9 protein-coding genes are annotated in these 15,852 nt (G+C 54.8%); 4 read left to right on the top strand and 5 right to left on the bottom strand.

From position 1 onward, the window contains the following. Positions 1-16: 16 nt before the first annotated feature. The 4 genes from ACGY09_RS19085 to ACGY09_RS19100 all read right to left on the bottom strand — a co-directional run bounded on the left by ACGY09_RS19085 (position 17) and on the right by ACGY09_RS19100 (position 7,352). Entirely contained in the window at positions 17-2,467 is a 2,451-nt protein-coding gene (locus tag ACGY09_RS19085; protein ID WP_397568996.1) for a DUF1549 domain-containing protein, read from the bottom strand. 59 nt (positions 2,468-2,526) lie between these two features. Next, positions 2,527-5,001 carry a PPC domain-containing protein gene (locus tag ACGY09_RS19090; protein ID WP_397568997.1) on the bottom strand — a complete coding sequence of 825 codons (2,475 nt, stop codon included), beginning with the start codon at positions 4,999-5,001 and terminating at the stop codon, positions 2,527-2,529. 197 nt (positions 5,002-5,198) lie between these two features. Then, positions 5,199-6,557 (bottom strand): DUF1501 domain-containing protein, encoded by a 1,359-nt coding sequence (locus tag ACGY09_RS19095; RefSeq protein WP_397568998.1) that lies wholly within the window; start codon positions 6,555-6,557, stop codon positions 5,199-5,201. 141 nt (positions 6,558-6,698) lie between these two features. Further along, the gene (locus ACGY09_RS19100; protein WP_397568999.1) at positions 6,699-7,352 is read right to left on the bottom strand and encodes a DNRLRE domain-containing protein; all 654 of its coding nucleotides are present in this window, start codon (positions 7,350-7,352) and stop codon (positions 6,699-6,701) included. Positions 7,353-8,489: 1,137 nt separating this feature from the next. Here ACGY09_RS19100 and ACGY09_RS19105 point away from each other — a divergent pair. From ACGY09_RS19105 to ACGY09_RS19115, 3 genes are all read left to right on the top strand, one after another. Further along, entirely contained in the window at positions 8,490-9,518 is a 1,029-nt protein-coding gene (locus ACGY09_RS19105) for a DUF1559 domain-containing protein (RefSeq protein WP_397569000.1), read from the top strand. 431 nt (positions 9,519-9,949) lie between these two features. After that, the gene (locus ACGY09_RS19110) at positions 9,950-10,432 is read left to right on the top strand and encodes a hypothetical protein (protein WP_397569001.1); all 483 of its coding nucleotides are present in this window, start codon (positions 9,950-9,952) and stop codon (positions 10,430-10,432) included. Between the two features lie 254 nt (positions 10,433-10,686). Then, positions 10,687-12,195: an HTTM domain-containing protein gene (locus tag ACGY09_RS19115; protein ID WP_397569002.1), complete on the top strand. Its 1,509-nt coding sequence runs from the start codon at positions 10,687-10,689 to the stop codon at positions 12,193-12,195. A gap of 294 nt (positions 12,196-12,489) precedes the next feature. Here the strand turns inward: ACGY09_RS19115 and ACGY09_RS19120 are convergent, their stop codons facing one another. Continuing rightward, positions 12,490-13,764 carry a purple acid phosphatase family protein gene (locus ACGY09_RS19120; protein ID WP_397569003.1) on the bottom strand — a complete coding sequence of 425 codons (1,275 nt, stop codon included), beginning with the start codon at positions 13,762-13,764 and terminating at the stop codon, positions 12,490-12,492. Positions 13,765-14,132: 368 nt separating this feature from the next. Here ACGY09_RS19120 and purH point away from each other — a divergent pair, with 368 nt between their 5' ends. After that, the gene (purH, locus tag ACGY09_RS19125) at positions 14,133-15,740 is read left to right on the top strand and encodes a bifunctional phosphoribosylaminoimidazolecarboxamide formyltransferase/IMP cyclohydrolase (protein ID WP_397569004.1); all 1,608 of its coding nucleotides are present in this window, start codon (positions 14,133-14,135) and stop codon (positions 15,738-15,740) included. Positions 15,741-15,852: the final 112 nt, after the last annotated feature.

A 15,852-nucleotide genomic window follows, 5' to 3' on the forward strand; every position in this document is an offset into this window, starting at 1 on the left:
AACCGGCAGTGATGACTCAGTGGTTGAAAACGAATTCATTTGAATTCAGAAGTGCCCAGAACAGATCTGTCAGTGCCGCCTGTGTGTCCGTTGCAGCAGCGAGCTTGTCATGGATCGCCTTCGACTCCTTCACTGTGGGTAGACGAGACAGGCACTTCTCGTAGAGCCGATTCGCGACGGCGACAGGATCAGAGTCCTCCTCAAGCAGGGATTCCACGACTTCGCCTTGAGCGATTTTGCCAGAGGTCGTTTCGCCGTTGAGCAGATGCAGAGCCTGAGACAGAGTCGGAGTTGTTTTCACTTCACATGTGCAGGGGGTCTGACGTGTGGATCGTCCGAATGTGGTCAGGAAGTAGTTCTGGGTCCGACCGTCGGCGATCTGCACTGCTCGGGCTCCTTCCGGCAAACCAGGAAAGCGATCCGAAGCTTGAGTCACCTGATTGATGCAATCAAGCAAGATTTCGGCACGGAGTCGCCGGATTCGTCCATGAGAGAAGTGGCGTTCGTCGAATTCATTCGAGGGATTGCGATGTGTCGACAATTGATACGTTCGAGAGTTGCAGATGTCTCTTACAAGCGATCGTAAATCAAAATTGTATGCGACGAATCGGTCACCAAGTGCTTTAAAGAGAGCCGGATTAGAAGGGGGATTGCTGACCCGGATATCGTCGACCGGCTCGACGATCCCGATACCGAAGAAGTGAGACCAGACAATGTTTGCCGTGTTTCGGGCGAATTCTGAATTTCTTTTAGAGGTTAACCAGTCGGCGAGCGATTTCCGGACATCGTCTTCGGGATTGAGGTCGGGACCTGCTTCACCGAGAAACTTCGGCAGAACCTTTTCGCCCCTGACAGGGTGTCGCAGCTCACCTTCACCAGAATTGAAGACGGTCAGTTCGCGTGGATCCTGGGCCTGTTTGTAACCGATCTGACTGAAGAACGACGCAAAGCCGTAGTAGTCGTCCATGGTCCAGCGATCAAACGGGTGGTTGTGGCATTGGGCACACTGAATTCGTGTTCCGAGAAAAACCTGAGCCACATTTTCGGCGAGCAGTTCGGGTGTCGTTTCCGTCTGGAAATAATTCGTGGCAGGATTCTCGAATGTCCCTCCGGTTGCGGGAATCAGTTCATTAACGATCTTGTCAATTGATTCGCCGGATCGAACCCGGTCTCGCAGCCACCGGTCGTAGAGCATGAGTCCTTTGGAGCTGACTCCGTTATTTGTCCTGACTTGGAGCGTCTCGGCCCATTTCATGACCCAGAGGTCCAGAAACTCGTCCCGCTGAAGCAGCAGATCGACTAATCGCTCCCTCTTGTCGCTCGCTTGGTCATTGAGAAACGAGTGACGCTCTTCTGCTGATGGCAGCAGACCAATCAGATCAAGATAAACACGTCGCATGAACACTTCGTCGCTACAGACTTCAGAAGGAAGCAGGTGCATATTGCGCCAGTGGTCGTGGACGTGCTCATCGATAAAGTTATGAGCTGCAATGTCTGGGAACTGGAACGCCGTTCCGGGACGAACGATGATCGAGGCCCCTTGTGTGAACTGATCAAATCGGGCCATCACAAATGCACTTCCGGGCCCCATTGCCGAGACGATACCGTCAACGGAGACTTTGGCTGCGGAATCATTGTTGCTAATGAAGACAGCCTGGTCGGTGACATCCCGATCGGTGCCGTCGCTGTAGTACGCGGTGACCAGCAGTTTCTGGTCGTCGCCCGGGGCACGGAAGATCGCATTTTGCGGTAAGACTTCGATCCGAACGGGCTTTGCGGTATCTTCCGGATCTGGCTGTGCTCCGGCTGTCAGCCATTGGATTAATGTCTGATAGTGAGCGGTATCGGGCTCAATGCACTGGCCTCCCGTGTGATTGACCTGCCCAATCGCTTTGTTGACAAGCAGGCAATCCGCTGGTGCCGCCAGATTGATCCGACGACCGCTCAACTCGCGCGTAATGCGATAGTGATCACCTGCCGGATCGTATCCAAACAGACTTAGTCGAAAACCGTCTTTCCCCGATGCAGATCCATGACACTTGCCAGTGTTGCAACCGGCACGGGTCAAGACAGGCAATACATCGTTACGAAACCGAAACTCGGCCGGATCCTTTGAATGAGATACCTCAATCGGGATGCGTGTCGAAAAACTCTCGTACTGGATCACGAGTTCTGTTTGGCCATCCGCTAGCGGTTCGACGAATCCGCTTGCTAACCGGGCGACGGCGGGCAGGGCGATCTCCATCCGGGCCAAATCAGTCACGTCTTTGTTGCTGCCATCTGCTGCAAGAAGTTGGACGACGACTTCTTGTGATTCTCGACGATTGGTCAGTGAGATTTTTGCAGGAAATGCCTGCAGACGGGGCGCGACCTGATCTTCAACTTTCTTCATTTCGGCCGCAGGGGCGATTGAAGCGGTCAGGAGCAGGGCAACCGACAACGGTGCCAGGCGATGTAAGAACGTCATAGGAGAATGGCTCACAAATAATGGGCGAGGGGCGAGTTCCATTGGCGCGGATGATCTTGTTAACGAGAGCTTGCCTTGTTGCCGCCGACGGTGTTTTCCGGATCGGCTTCAGTTTGTGTTTTTCTCAAAGCCTCTAGCGGGCTGAGCGGTCTCCCTTCAGCGTCGGTGACGAGGCCGCCGGGAGGAACGATCTTGAGCAGCCCACCCCTGCCAAGGTTGAATGAGGCAGACTGTCCATCCCGGGTACCGGTCAAGCGACAGACCAGGCTGTCAAATTCGCCAACGGGTGCCGTGGGATCCAGCTTGACCGAAAACGTGACCTGTTTCGCTTGGGAGTCGACTTGTACGGGTTCGACGTGCACGCGATTCGGCAATCCTTCGAGCGTTGCGATGAGTCGATGGGGGAGTTCGCCATTCCGCTCGATGGAACAAGTGACGAGAAGTGTCGTTCCTTGTTCGCCGGCGACTCGGCCGATCGTTCCACTAACCGGGGATCTGGTGATGTCGAGTTCGATCAGTTGAGATGAAACTGCCGTGTCGATCTGTGCGCGTCGACCGCGACCTCGAGGGGCAGGAGCCATCTCGATGTCGTCGGAAACGGGACCCCGTGAAAGCCCTGTAGAGACTCGTCCTTCGGCACAGATTGTCCACTTCCGAGGTTCCACCTGCGGGTGTGCGTGAGCCAGGTATGTTCCGACTGTCTTGTCCGCCGGGACAGTAATGAGTGGCGGTCCATCAACCCACGGCGGGAGGAAGGGAAACGTAATATCGATCGCGTCGTTGAATCCCGGGTCGCGGTGCACGTGAATGTTTAATTCCACGAAACCATCCTGGACCAGTGGCGACTTCAACGGTTCCAGTTCAATTCGAAACGGAACCGGTTCGACCACGGCGATCATCAGGCGGTCCACACTGACCGACTGATAAAGTCGGTCGGCCGACATATTGATCAGATCGACCACCTGCTGAAATGTCCCTGTCACGGTTGACTGATTCGCACTTCCCGTCGCGTTCAACTGCACCAGGGCCCCCGCGATTGGCGCATCCGCCTCCGCTTCAATCACGACCGGGACCTGGAAGCGATCGGAGTCAATCGTCGTAGGGAAGTTCTTGATCCCCAAGGGAAGTCCCTGCGGAGTTAATTGCACTTTGCTCGTCACCCCTTTTCGGTTGACTCCCAGGAAAGTGACAATTCGATTTCCCTGCGGTACAGAAATCGCCTGTCGTTCTTGTGACAGTCGATTGGGGCGTGGCAGAAAAGCCGTGAGGGCTGGGAGTGTCAGAGTGGCCTCGACCCGGTAGAAAAAGTGTTCGCCACCTGCTCCACGTTGATCAACGACCCGCAGCAGATACTCTCCTGTGCGGGGAGCTTGAAATACCAGCCGACTGTCGTGAGACCCGTCATCGTCGTTGCTGACGAGAATACTTCCGTCCAAATCTAGAATGGAAATCACTGTATCGGCGGGTGAACCGAGGCGGCTTGCAAACGCTTCGAACTGAAATCGCTGACCGGCATTCACGCGAAATCGAAACAGGTCGATATCGTCGATCTGGCTTAAAACACCATTGAAAGCGACAGGGAGATCGATTGCTGGGTTTGACGAAGTCCCAGCGGCATCATTTGGCTCCACCTCAAGAACATTCTCAAAGGGTGAAATCCGGAAGGGGATGGCGGTTGGTGAGGTCGTATCCAGATGACTGGCAAACAGGCCATGGGTGTTGTCAGGTGAAGCTGGTAGCTGGACTTTCTGTTCGAACGGCCCCGCGGCATCTCCCAGAAAGCGAACCGTAAGACTTTCTCCAATTCGGCCACCGGCTGGGAAGACGGACGAAGGACGCGGAAAAGTTCCTACGTGCAGGGCGTAACCGCTATCGTCCCCATCCAGATTTACTTCCTGAACTCGTACGAAGTAATCTCCGTCTTCCGGGACGATCACCGACACATAGGGGTCCTGTCCGAAAAGAGGTGTGTCATCCGCACTGGCGAGCTCTTTTCCTTCCGCATCTAAGACGGTCAAAACCGTGTCGATCATGGTCGCCCCCAATCGAACCGCCTCCACTTCTGCAGAGAGTCGGTCTCCTCGGCGAAGTCTCAGCTTGAAATAATCCCGATCTCCTTTTTCCAGCAGACCGGTCACCGTGACATTCCTGTCCAGCGACATGGCCTCTTCAAGGGATTCATTAGGTTCATCTGCATTTACGACGGGAAATGGAGTGATCCGAAAGATCCGCAGTTCCGAAACTCCCTGCGGGGAACGGACCCGAAATGCATATGTGCCGGGACGGCAGTCGTGCGTCGTCTTCAGCGTCGCCAGAAGTTCGTTGTCCGTGACGGGTTTCAACTCGGTGCAGACAACATCAGGAGAATAGAGCATTAGCTCGCTGGCCTTCGACAACCCCGCTCCCACGAGTTTGAGAGTGAAACTGGTGTCGCGTTGTCCGATTGCCGGTATCACAGACTCAACCGAAGGACCGGCAGCTTGAGTCGTGTTCAGCAGCCCCACAAGAAACGCTGTTGTCAGCATGATTCGCATAATGAAATCCAAATGATGCGTATGAACGAGAGAAACGTTGTCCCTGTCCCCGGGTGGTCAGAGGGCAGGTCGTCACGCAGCGGAAAGACCATTCCACCGAATCTCGAACAGGGGTTCTGTCTCACGTCCGGAACTGGCGTCTGAGCTGCCGAGCTGATGACAATCCCTCCCCCGCCACCGAAGGACAACTGTTACGACTATGCCAACAGCCCTGTAGCGAGCTTGCCTCCCAGCACGATTTGCTGCGGGCGATCGCCTGGGGTCATCAGGTCCTTGCTGGCATCGATTCCGAGCAGGTGGTAAACCGTGGTGGTATAGTCTTCCACGGAGAGTGGAGAATCGACCGGTTCTGCGGCCAGTCCGTCAGATGATCCATAGACGTGACCTCGTTTAACTCCACCTCCTGCCATGACGATGCTGAACACACGGGGCCAGTGATCGCGACCCCCACCGGCGTTCACTTTGGGAGTTCGGCCAAATTCGCTGGTAATCAGGACCAGTGTGGAATCGAGCATTCCACGTTGATCAAGGTCTCGGATCAGGCCGGCAAAGGCCTTGTCGAGATCGGGCGACTGAGTCTCGATGCCTCGATAGTGGTAAGCGTGAGTATCCCAGGCCCCATAGGTCACGGTCACGGCACGGGCACCTGCTTCAATCAGTCGACGGGCGACCAGGAACCTTGCTCCTGCAGAAGGACGCAAAATGGGACCCCAGCTCTTCATTCCGTAAAGCTCTTTCGTCTCTTCCGTTTCCCCTTTCAGACTGAATGCCTGACGGGCCTGAGGTGAGTCGAGCAGGTCATAGGCCCGCTGATAAAATGAATCCATGGTCGTCAAAGAGTCGTCACGTTCCGTGTGGTGGAAATGGTCATCAACGAGTTCCTTCCACGACTTGCGGTCAGAAAAACGCTGCTCATCGACACCCTTGGGCAGACTCAGGTCTCGCACGGTGAAACCGGGGCGAGCGGGATCCGTCCCCAAGGCGAACGGTCCACAGGAGTTGCTCAAGTAGCCACTACCAAAGTATTGACTTCCCTGAGTTGGAATGCAGATGTAAGGGGGAAGGGCACCGCGAGGACCCAACTCGTGCGAGACAACGCTTCCGACACTGGGGTAGACCAGTGCCGGACTGGGACGATATCCCGTAAACATACTATGCTCGCCACGTGCATGATCCACCTCTGTGTGTGACATACTGCGCACGACTGTCAGCTTGTCGGCGACTTTTGCCATTTCCTGCATGTGTGAACTGAACTGGACTCCGGGCAACGACGTACTGATCGGGTCCAGAATTCCGCGATATTCGATCGGTGCATCCGGCTTCGGATCGAAGCTATCCATGTGGGCAAACCCACCCTGCAGATAAACGTGAATCACCGATTTTGCCGTTGCGGGGATGTTGCGTCCCTTTGACGCTGCGACAGATTCATGCCGAAGCAGATCACCCAGCGACAGTCCTAGTCCTCCCAGCCAACCGACCTTCAAGATGTCGCGACGACTGGGTCGCTGAAAATGAGCGGGATCACTGAACCACGTGCCGGCAGCAGGTTCTGACATAGCTTTCGTTCCTGAATGAGCGAGTAAGTGACTACCTGGTGAAGTGAAAACGGGACGTCGGGACCACAAAAGACGATCATCTGTTGTGTGGTGGTCGGAACATATAACGAACGCGACTCTTAATTGATTGCACAGACAAGGCTAATGAACTGGAGCGTCAGATAACTCCACAACCAGCTTCGGACGTTGTGACAGGATTTCGGCCTCCGATGTGTAAAAGTCCCATCCATTTCCTCCGGTGTTGAGAAACGCCCAGCCGTGGTTGTCATCCCCATTGACCCAGGACTGGACCGTGTCTGTCACATCAAACACGATTTCTGACGCGTTGGCTGAGATCTTCCCGAAGGTAAAGCTGTCTTTATGCCGTGACGCTTCAAAACCGTCGGCCGAGATGCCCGCGACGACGCTATTCCAGGTTGCTGCACGGTCGAATGGGACAAGCATCCGGTGCAGGTTGACCGTATCACCCTGGTCAAATGCGCTCACCAGTAGCTTGGCAGAGATGACTCGAGCATGCGGGTTTATCTGACCCTTCTGGTCACCAATGATGTCATCAAATCGGAGCAGAACCTGGCTTTCCCCTCCGTCGTTGTTCGAATCAGATGAGGCATTGGGATTGGCCGCCAGAATCGTCGTCGTCGCCAACGCCCAGATCTCTGTATCGACGGTGCCTGCATAGCCATTAGCACCTTCTTGAAATGAAACCGTACGAGACTTCGGGGGGGCCGAAATGCACTGACAGGTCAGTCCTGCCAGCGCCACTCCTGTAAATACAGTCTTGATTACAGAGCTCATGTGTATCCTAATCTTCCTTGTTACAACCGAAGAACGTAACAATTAACTGTCTGTCGAAAGGGCAGGAACTGGCATCGACGCTGAGCGACAATTCATGGGGAACTCATACTGCACGAGATGCGCGTCCAATTCCGCACCACAGGTCAAGCCAAGATGTGACGTAACTCGCTGCTTCTCGATGGGGGCTGCTGAGGGCGAACACGTCACAGTTGCCACATCTGTCTTCAATCACGTTTCATCCTCGGAATGCAGGGCGATTCGAAGGCGAATTCACAAGCTCGCAGCGCAAACCAACGTAGGTTTAAAACGGACATAGACCCAAGGCCGTCAGCACCGTTCCCGTAACGGATTCTCCAATCAGGACTTCAGCTTCTTCAGTGTTTAAGCATTGAGAACGAAATAACGCCGGATGAAGTGTCTCAGATTCTAGATGTCAACGTTGCACGTACAGAGTCGGATTCGTCTCACAGGTGCAGCGATTGTCCAAGCTAAAGAAAATGAATCAAGAAGCAATCATTAAGAATGAGTGAAAACTCAGAAGTCGTGTGGTCTGCTCGATGATTCAGCCAGGGACTCGGGGAGGGTTGTCAACGCGTTGCAGGAGGATGTTGGAGAGCGGGTTTGGCTCCAATAAAGTCCGAAAACCGATGGCGGGGTTGTCTTGCGCGTGGTGTCTGTTCCGGGGGCCTGGCGGGCAGTTAGGAAAGTGGATAAGGGGGGGGCTGCCAAAGTCTCGAGATCGACTTCACCTGATCATCAGAATCAACGTCAGGCTTCGGCATACATCAGGACTCCATGCAGTACTGGATCCGAAAGAAAGAATGCCAGGCACCTGGGTTCGCGTGAGTACTAATCTGCCATAGGGATTACATCGAACACAATTCCCAAACCTCAGCAGCCTGCAGCACAATTAAAGAGAGCGAAAAGGATTTCACTAACCCTTCATCTGTTATTCATGTTGATGCGTAAATTCTCCTTCGCAGCATTGTTCATGGGCCCGCGAACGGGTGCTCGATCCGGCTCGTACGGGAATGATGGGGAACTGGATTGGCAATGTCCCTCGCGTTGGGGGGCTCGCGGGGACGTCCAGGTGCTGCGAGAGTCGTTCTTGATTCAAATCTGAGATTGGAGAAAGAAATGCTGGTATCTCGAAGGCGGCCGCGTGGGTTTACGCTGATCGAATTACTCGTGGTGATTGCCATCATCGCAGTGTTGATCGCGCTGTTGTTGCCCGCAGTACAGCAGGCGCGTGAAGCAGCACGCCGCACGCAGTGTAAGAACAATCTTAAGCAGATTGGATTGGCACTGCATAATTATGAAGGGACTTTTGGTCGCTTTCCTGCTGCACTGTGGGGTGCGTCAATCTCGACAGAAGCGACACAAGCGACGAACACCTCCTTCCAGGATGACGGGCTTGGTTGGATGGTTTCCATTCTTCCCTACATCGATCAGGCGAATCTTTACAATAGAATCAATCCTCAAGGTTATCCTGGAGTTGTCAGCGACGTTCCCACTCGCGAACGGTACTACGGCGTCGGAGCTCTGCGGGTTCCCGGTGGTGAGACTGTTCTTCCCGCTTACTTGTGTCCGTCGTCAGCACTCCCCACGACGGTTCCAGCGTCGTGGCAGATTCCAGGCTCGCAGTTGGTGGGAGGGGGATCGATTCCGCCCCGCAATCCGGCGATCGTCGGATATGCGACTTCGTCTTACAAGACAGCGGGTGGAAGTTGCTATGGCGATGACAGCATTATGCACAAGCAATGGGAAGGGGGCGGGAAGGCATTTCGTGACGTGATCGATGGATTGAGTAACACGATCGCGGTGGCAGAGTCAACGTATGTTACCAGTACGACGAGTGCTGCTTCGCGCCGAACGACCGCGCCGACGGCCTTCAATGACTGGCCGATCTGGATCGGTGCGCCCGGTGGTGGTAACGATGAGACCGTACGGACGAACGGGCGGACAAACTCTCCGATCAATGCAACTGTTAACTTTTCCACGATGTACTTTGCCAATAACGATGACAATGCCTTCAGCTATCACACCGGTGGAGCTCAGTTTACGCTCTGCGACGGTTCGGTTCGTTTCGTGAGCGAGAATGTTGCGATCGAGATTCTTTGCAACCTCTATAGTGTTCGGGATGGAAACACGATCGGTGAGTTTTAGGAGTCTGGCCAAAGCGACGTGTGCGCCTATGCAGTCTCTTAAGTAGCAAGATGTCGTGTTCCTCGAATCGACAGTCCTCGTATTGAGAGGCAACGAGGTGTATTCCAGGATCGAGCTGGGGTAGGGCGTGGGGCATGGCATTTATGGTGCCATGCCCTGGGATGGATAAGGAATGAAGTCGGATTGTGACTTCGAGGAAAGCTTGACTCGGATGTGCCGAGCGGCAACCCGGTGCTGATTGCGATACCGAAGCTCGCATGGAAACTGAGGCAATCGAACACACGGATGCTGTGGCCGGGGCTTGGAGGTAGCAGAAGCCCGTCAGGGAATCTCTTCCGTGTCAGAGTTTATGAGCAAATCAAGTTCAGTTTCCGCCATCAGGCGAGGAACGAACTGTTCCTCTTGAGTGATTGGGATGAAAGGAAGAGATAATGATCAAGAGAATTGCAGTATTAGTGGCTGTCACGTTCCCTTTGTGCGTTGGCTGCGGGTCAGGAAGTGAAAGATTCGCAGTGGCGCGGACTGAGGGGGTCGTACTTTGCAATGGCGAGCCCGTCGAAAATGTTCAAGTCTATTTCGAGCCGATGGTAGTTGGGAAATCAGCCAAAGTCGGTAAGCAGGGGTTTGCATTTAGCGATCACGATGGTGCGTTTCAATTGTCGACGTATGGACGAAATGACGGTGCCGTGATTGGTAAGCATCGAGTCCGGGTTGGAGGTGATGCAAGCGTGAGCTGTGATTGCGCCACCAATTCCGAGAAGAATGTGATGGAAGTTGAGATCGTTGCGGGTCAGACCAACACCATCAACGTAACGCTGCCAGCGAAACCAGCGAAGAAGGGAAACGGCCGCCCGGTCAGATTGACAGGCGGTGCTGCTGCGGATGACGCGGATTCGAAACTTGATATCCAATGATTTCGGATATCACGTTTCCAGTGGGCGGCGCAGAAGCTTAATAGAACTTTTGTTCCCCTCGCAGAGAACGAAATTCCGCGAAGGTGATCATCCGTCGGACAAGGTGATAGAGATTGGTCTGTCACCTCCACCAGTCGATTGAGATGAACCTCAGGCTGGCAAGAGAAACGGTCGCTCAAACAGCAGATAACAGCGCAATGAAGCAGAGCCTTGAGAGAGAAGCAACCACCGTGGACGGGTGGTGTCGAAGATGGATGCGATTTCTCTTCACACCTGTCGATGGTGCGTCAGTAGTCGTATTTCGAATTGGATTCGGTCTGGTGATGGTGTGGCTCGGAATTGATTATCTTGTTGCAGGACGAGCGTACGAACTGTACGTCAAACCGGATTTTCATTTTACTTACTACGGTTTCGACTGGGTTCAGCCATTCTCGCTGAATGGGATGAAACTTTTTTTTGTCGCAATGTCCGTACTGGGTTTGTTCGTTGCGGGGGGGCTGCTCTACCGAGCGACGACTCCGTCGCTGGCACTGCTGTTTACGTATTTTCTGTTGCTCGATCGAACGAATTATCAGAATCACTACTATTTGCTCATGCTGCTAGGGTGGTTGATGGTATTCATCCCCGCCCACCGTTTATGGTCGATCGACTCTATATTGTGGCCATCACTTCGGTCGGAATCGATCGCGGCGTGGTCAGTCTGGCTGCTCAGGTTTCATGTGGGGCTTCCCTATTTCTTCGGGGGAGTTGCGAAACTGAATCACGATTGGTTTGCAGGAGCCCCATTGCGCCAGATGCTGGCTTCCCGGTCGGATCTCCCTTTCATTGGCCCCTGGCTGACGCTGGAGTCGGTGGTTCAGGTGTTTATCTGGGGGGGAGCTTTATTTGATTTACTTGTCGTTCCGCTCCTGATTTGGAAGCGGACACGCAGTCTTGCTTATCTGATATGTCTGGCGTTCCATCTGATCAATTCAATGGTCTTCGATTCGATTCACGTTTTTCCCTGGTTCATGATCGTGGCGACGACCATCTTCTTCAGTCCCGACTGGCCACGTCCCTCCCTTGACAGACTGTTGAAGATAGTGAGAGGGCTTCGCGGTAATCCCGAGATCAGCGCGGAATCCGCGCTCAACGAGGTGCCTGTTTCACGTTTAGAAATGGGAGTGAGGCCGGCAGAGGCGACGTTGAATCAAGCTCATTCCGCTGAGGATCCATGCCCCTGGATGTTTCGGCGCAGATTTGCGGCGATGGGGTTTGCAGGGCTCTGTTGCCTCTTTCACCTCGCATGGCCTCTGGTTCATTTTTTGGAAGAGGGAGACACCAGCTGGACCGAACGGGGACATCATTTCTCGTGGCGGATGATGTTGCGAGGGAAGACGAGCGGCTTTCGCTATCTGGTGACCGATCCCCAAACGGGGCTGAGCTGGAATCCCGATGTGCGAAAGTGGATTACGCCTGACCAGGAGATTCGATTCGTTCGTGACCCTGAAATGATCCTGCATCTCGCGCATTTCATCTCCGAGGACTATTTGAAACTGACCGGTCGGGAGTTTGAAGTCCGAGCTCTTGTATTGACGTCGTTGAACGGTCGGAAACCGCAATTACTCATCGACCCGACGGTCGATCTGTCGAAAGAGCCAAGAGGTTACTACCAACGATCCTGGATTCGCCCGCTGACTGAACCGCTAAGAAAAGATCCCTGGATGATCCCCCCGTCCCAATGGGAGCGTTTGATCGACGTCAAGGAAGTCGGGCGGAAATAGCGGCGAGAAGGTTCCAGGTCGAATCGCAGCGTCAGCGACAGACGATTGAACTGCGAAGCACAGGCTCGCGAAGGATGTCGTTACAGCGGTGCTGATGGCCGACGGTTTGACGGGCAGGTGATCTCTTTTGCTCAGCGCGAGCGGATGGGCTCGTTTCAATCGTGATTGGGACAGGACCTGATTCGCAGATTTCCGGGTCTGCCAGCAACAAGGGCGGGGGGGGCCGGTTTTGGATTGCCCCCGCCCTGTCAGCTCCATGTATCGTGGCTGCGGGCCGGCATGAACGTTATGCGCTCAACCCCGTTTTGCAGGACGCTTACTCGTTGTCATGCAGACATCGGCGATTTTGCCTGATTGTTCCATAGCCATATGGAACCGCTGATCACCTTCCAGTCGATGGACCGTCATGTGGTATGCGGAACTGACTGCGGCGAGGTAGGGGCGTTCTTCAGGAGTTTTCGGGACGCGGAGTTGGCCCCATGATCCATCACCCAGGTAAAGCACACCATGTTTGTCGCGCAATCCGTTCGTCAGAGGATGCGTTCTTTTGAAGGTGTGATCGTGGTGTTCGAGAACCACGTCAACATTGTACTGCTCGAACAATGGGCACCAGTGTTTTCGCTGCTCTTCCCCTGTGCCGAGATGGTCGTTCGCTCCTTGTGGTGACCGGTATGAGGGATAGGCAGGGACGTGATTGGCAACGATGAGATGCGGCCGTTCTTGTCGATCCGCGAGGGTTTGCCTGAGCCAGTCAGTTTGTTCGCCAGCAATCGGGGCGATGTGGTCGGTATCCAGCACGACGAGGCTGAGATAGTCGCCGATGTCCAGCACCCCGTATGTTTTTTCGGGGTAGAATCCGTCGAAGAAGCTGAGGTAGGCAGGTGCATCCTGCCTCTGCCTCTTGTAACCGCCATCTACTTCGTGATTCCCGATGGCGGCCACCATAGGGATCAGTCGCCCCTGCGCGTCAATCATGTGCTCGTGATAGTTCTGAAGGTATTTCGCGAACGTCTCGGGAGACCGTCCATTGTCATAGGCGAGATCCCCGGCGATCAACGCAAAATACGGTTCCTGCCTGGCGGCGAGTATGTTGGTATTGATCGCATGAAGACCAACACCGGAATCGCCTCCTGACACGAATTGGAAGGTATCCGTCGCTTTGCCGGGCATGGTGCGAAACCGATAGACTTCGGCGGCGTTGGCAATCTGAAACTGATATTCTTGTCCTGGCTGAAGCCCGGTCAACTCGCACCGAAACACTTTCAGATCAGTGTTCGTGTATGGCTTGGTGATCGTCTTGGCGATCTGCCAGACAGGGGCCTCCAGAGTTGCGAACTGAATGGAAGTATCCGCACTGGTTTCAGCCCCCAGCCACTGGATCGTAATTGTACTCGTCGGATCTCGTTGCCAGGTGAGAAAAAGAGTATCCGGTGCGAATGAGGCCGCAGGGTTCGACGCCTCTGCGAGTGAGCTTGAGTCCTGTGCCAAAAGCGAAGGATGACAGGCAGATGCCGCCGCAAGACCTCCAAGGGATGTGCTGAGAAAACTGCGACGATTCAACGGTGACATGGAATGTTTCCCTCATCAGGTCAGAGATGTTGTCATTTCACCTGGACCGATGCAGCCCAAATCCCATGGCCGAAGTCAAGCCCAGACCCGCAATCCTTGGCGAGTGGGTTGATTCTTCAATTTCGGAAGAAGAGCAGATGAAGGTTCCGGGCAATTTCGATGAACGTTCGGGGCATTTCCAGGAGATCGCTGGGAACGTCGCGAAACTGTCAGGGTTTCGAATGATCGTTCCAACAGACCTGCGTACGAAAGAATCCTGTCCGAGTTTTTTGTATGATTGGCAACTGAAGGAATGGATGTCTCATCCATCAGAATTTGTTTACTCTTGCCGCAGTTGACGGTTTTTCCGCCAGTCGAAAGTTGGATCCATGACAGTGAGTTCGCGACGTGCCTTGATCAGTCTCAGCAATAAGCAGGGGCTTGTCCACTTTGCCCAGCAGCTTGTGCAGCTGGGTTTTGAATTGCTCTCGACCGGTGGGACGCGTCAAGCCCTTGAAACCGCCGGTATTCCGGTCATCGACGTTGCTCAGTACACCGGTTTTCCGGAGATGATGGACGGACGAGTCAAGACGCTGCATCCCCGTGTCCACGGAGGTTTGCTGGGCCGTCCTGATCTGAAGTCTGACGCAGAATCGATGTCCGCCCATGGGATCACGCCGTTTGAACTGGTCGTCGTCAACCTGTACCCGTTCGTCGAAACCATCTCCAAGCCGGGTGTCACCATCGAGGAAGCGATCGAGCAGATCGACATCGGTGGGCCGAGCATGCTGCGGTCGGCTGCGAAGAACCACAAGTACGTCGGTGTGGTGACCGATCCTGCGCAGTACGAGCGAGTTCTGCAGGAATTGGCCAAAGGATGCCTGACGCTGGAATTCCGCCGCGAGCTCGCCGCTGCCGCGTTTGAAATGACGGCCCGTTATGATCGCGCGATTTCTGATTACCTGTCTGCTCAGTTTGCCAAGGGTGCTACCGCTCCTGCAGCAAGCGGTGCTGCCGAGACGGATGCCGCCTTCCCGACTCAGTTGACTCTGTCGTACGAACGCCGTTCCTCGCTTCGCTATGGCGAGAATCCTCACCAGAGGGCAGCCTTCTATGTCGAGTCCTCTCCCGCACCCTCCACACTGGCCGCGGCTGAAATCCTGCATGGAAAAGAACTCTCGTACAACAATCTGCTGGATCTTGACGCTGCCATGCTGATCGTGCGTGAGTTCGCTCAGCCTGCTGCGGTGGTGATCAAGCACAATAATCCGTGTGGCTGCGCCGTCGCTGATCAGCTTGCCGACGCCTACGTCAAGGCAGACGCCGGTGATCCTGTCAGCGCGTTCGGATCGATCCTCGGATTCAACCGTGAAGTTGACGAAGCGACCGCCGATCAGTTGTGTGCTCCGGGCCACTTCATTGAAGCGATTATTGCTCCTTCCTTCTCAGGTGGCGCATTCGAAAAGCTGACGACCCTGCCGAAATGGAAGGCCAACGTCAGGCTGCTGCGGTGCCCCGGCATGCTCGATGCACGACCGGTCAGTCAGGAGTCGCGCCGGGTGACGGGTGGGCTGCTGGTTCAGGACCGCGATGAAACCGCAGAAGCCGTGTCCGAATGGCGCGTGGTCACTTCGCGAACCCCGACCGAGGAAGAGCGAAAGGACCTCGAGTTTGCCTGGCTGGTCAGCAAGCACGTGAAATCCAACGCCATCTTGTTCGCCAAGGGAGGGCAGGTGATTGGGGTGGGTGCGGGACAGATGAGCCGCCTCGATTCCAGTTACATCGCTGCTTACAAAGCGGGTGAGCGATCAAAAGGGGGCGTGTGTGCCTCGGACGCGTTCTTCCCGTTCCGCGACGGCATCGATCAGATTCACAAGGCGGGAATCACGGCCGTCATTCAGCCGGGCGGTTCGAAACGGGACGACGAAGTCATCGCCGCCTGTAATGAGTTCGGCATCGCCATGATCTTCACCGGCCGCCGGCATTTCCGACATTGATCATCGGTGCGGATCGTCACACGTCGTAAAAACCTGAACCGACCACGCCCCCAACAGGACGTGGTCGGTTTTTTGATTTCAATCGGTCATTGGACCAGACGGCGCCTCATCG

Origin of the sequence: Schlesneria sphaerica (assembly GCF_044336245.1) — a bacterium.
Lineage (GTDB): Bacteria > Planctomycetota > Planctomycetia > Planctomycetales > Planctomycetaceae > Schlesneria > Schlesneria sphaerica.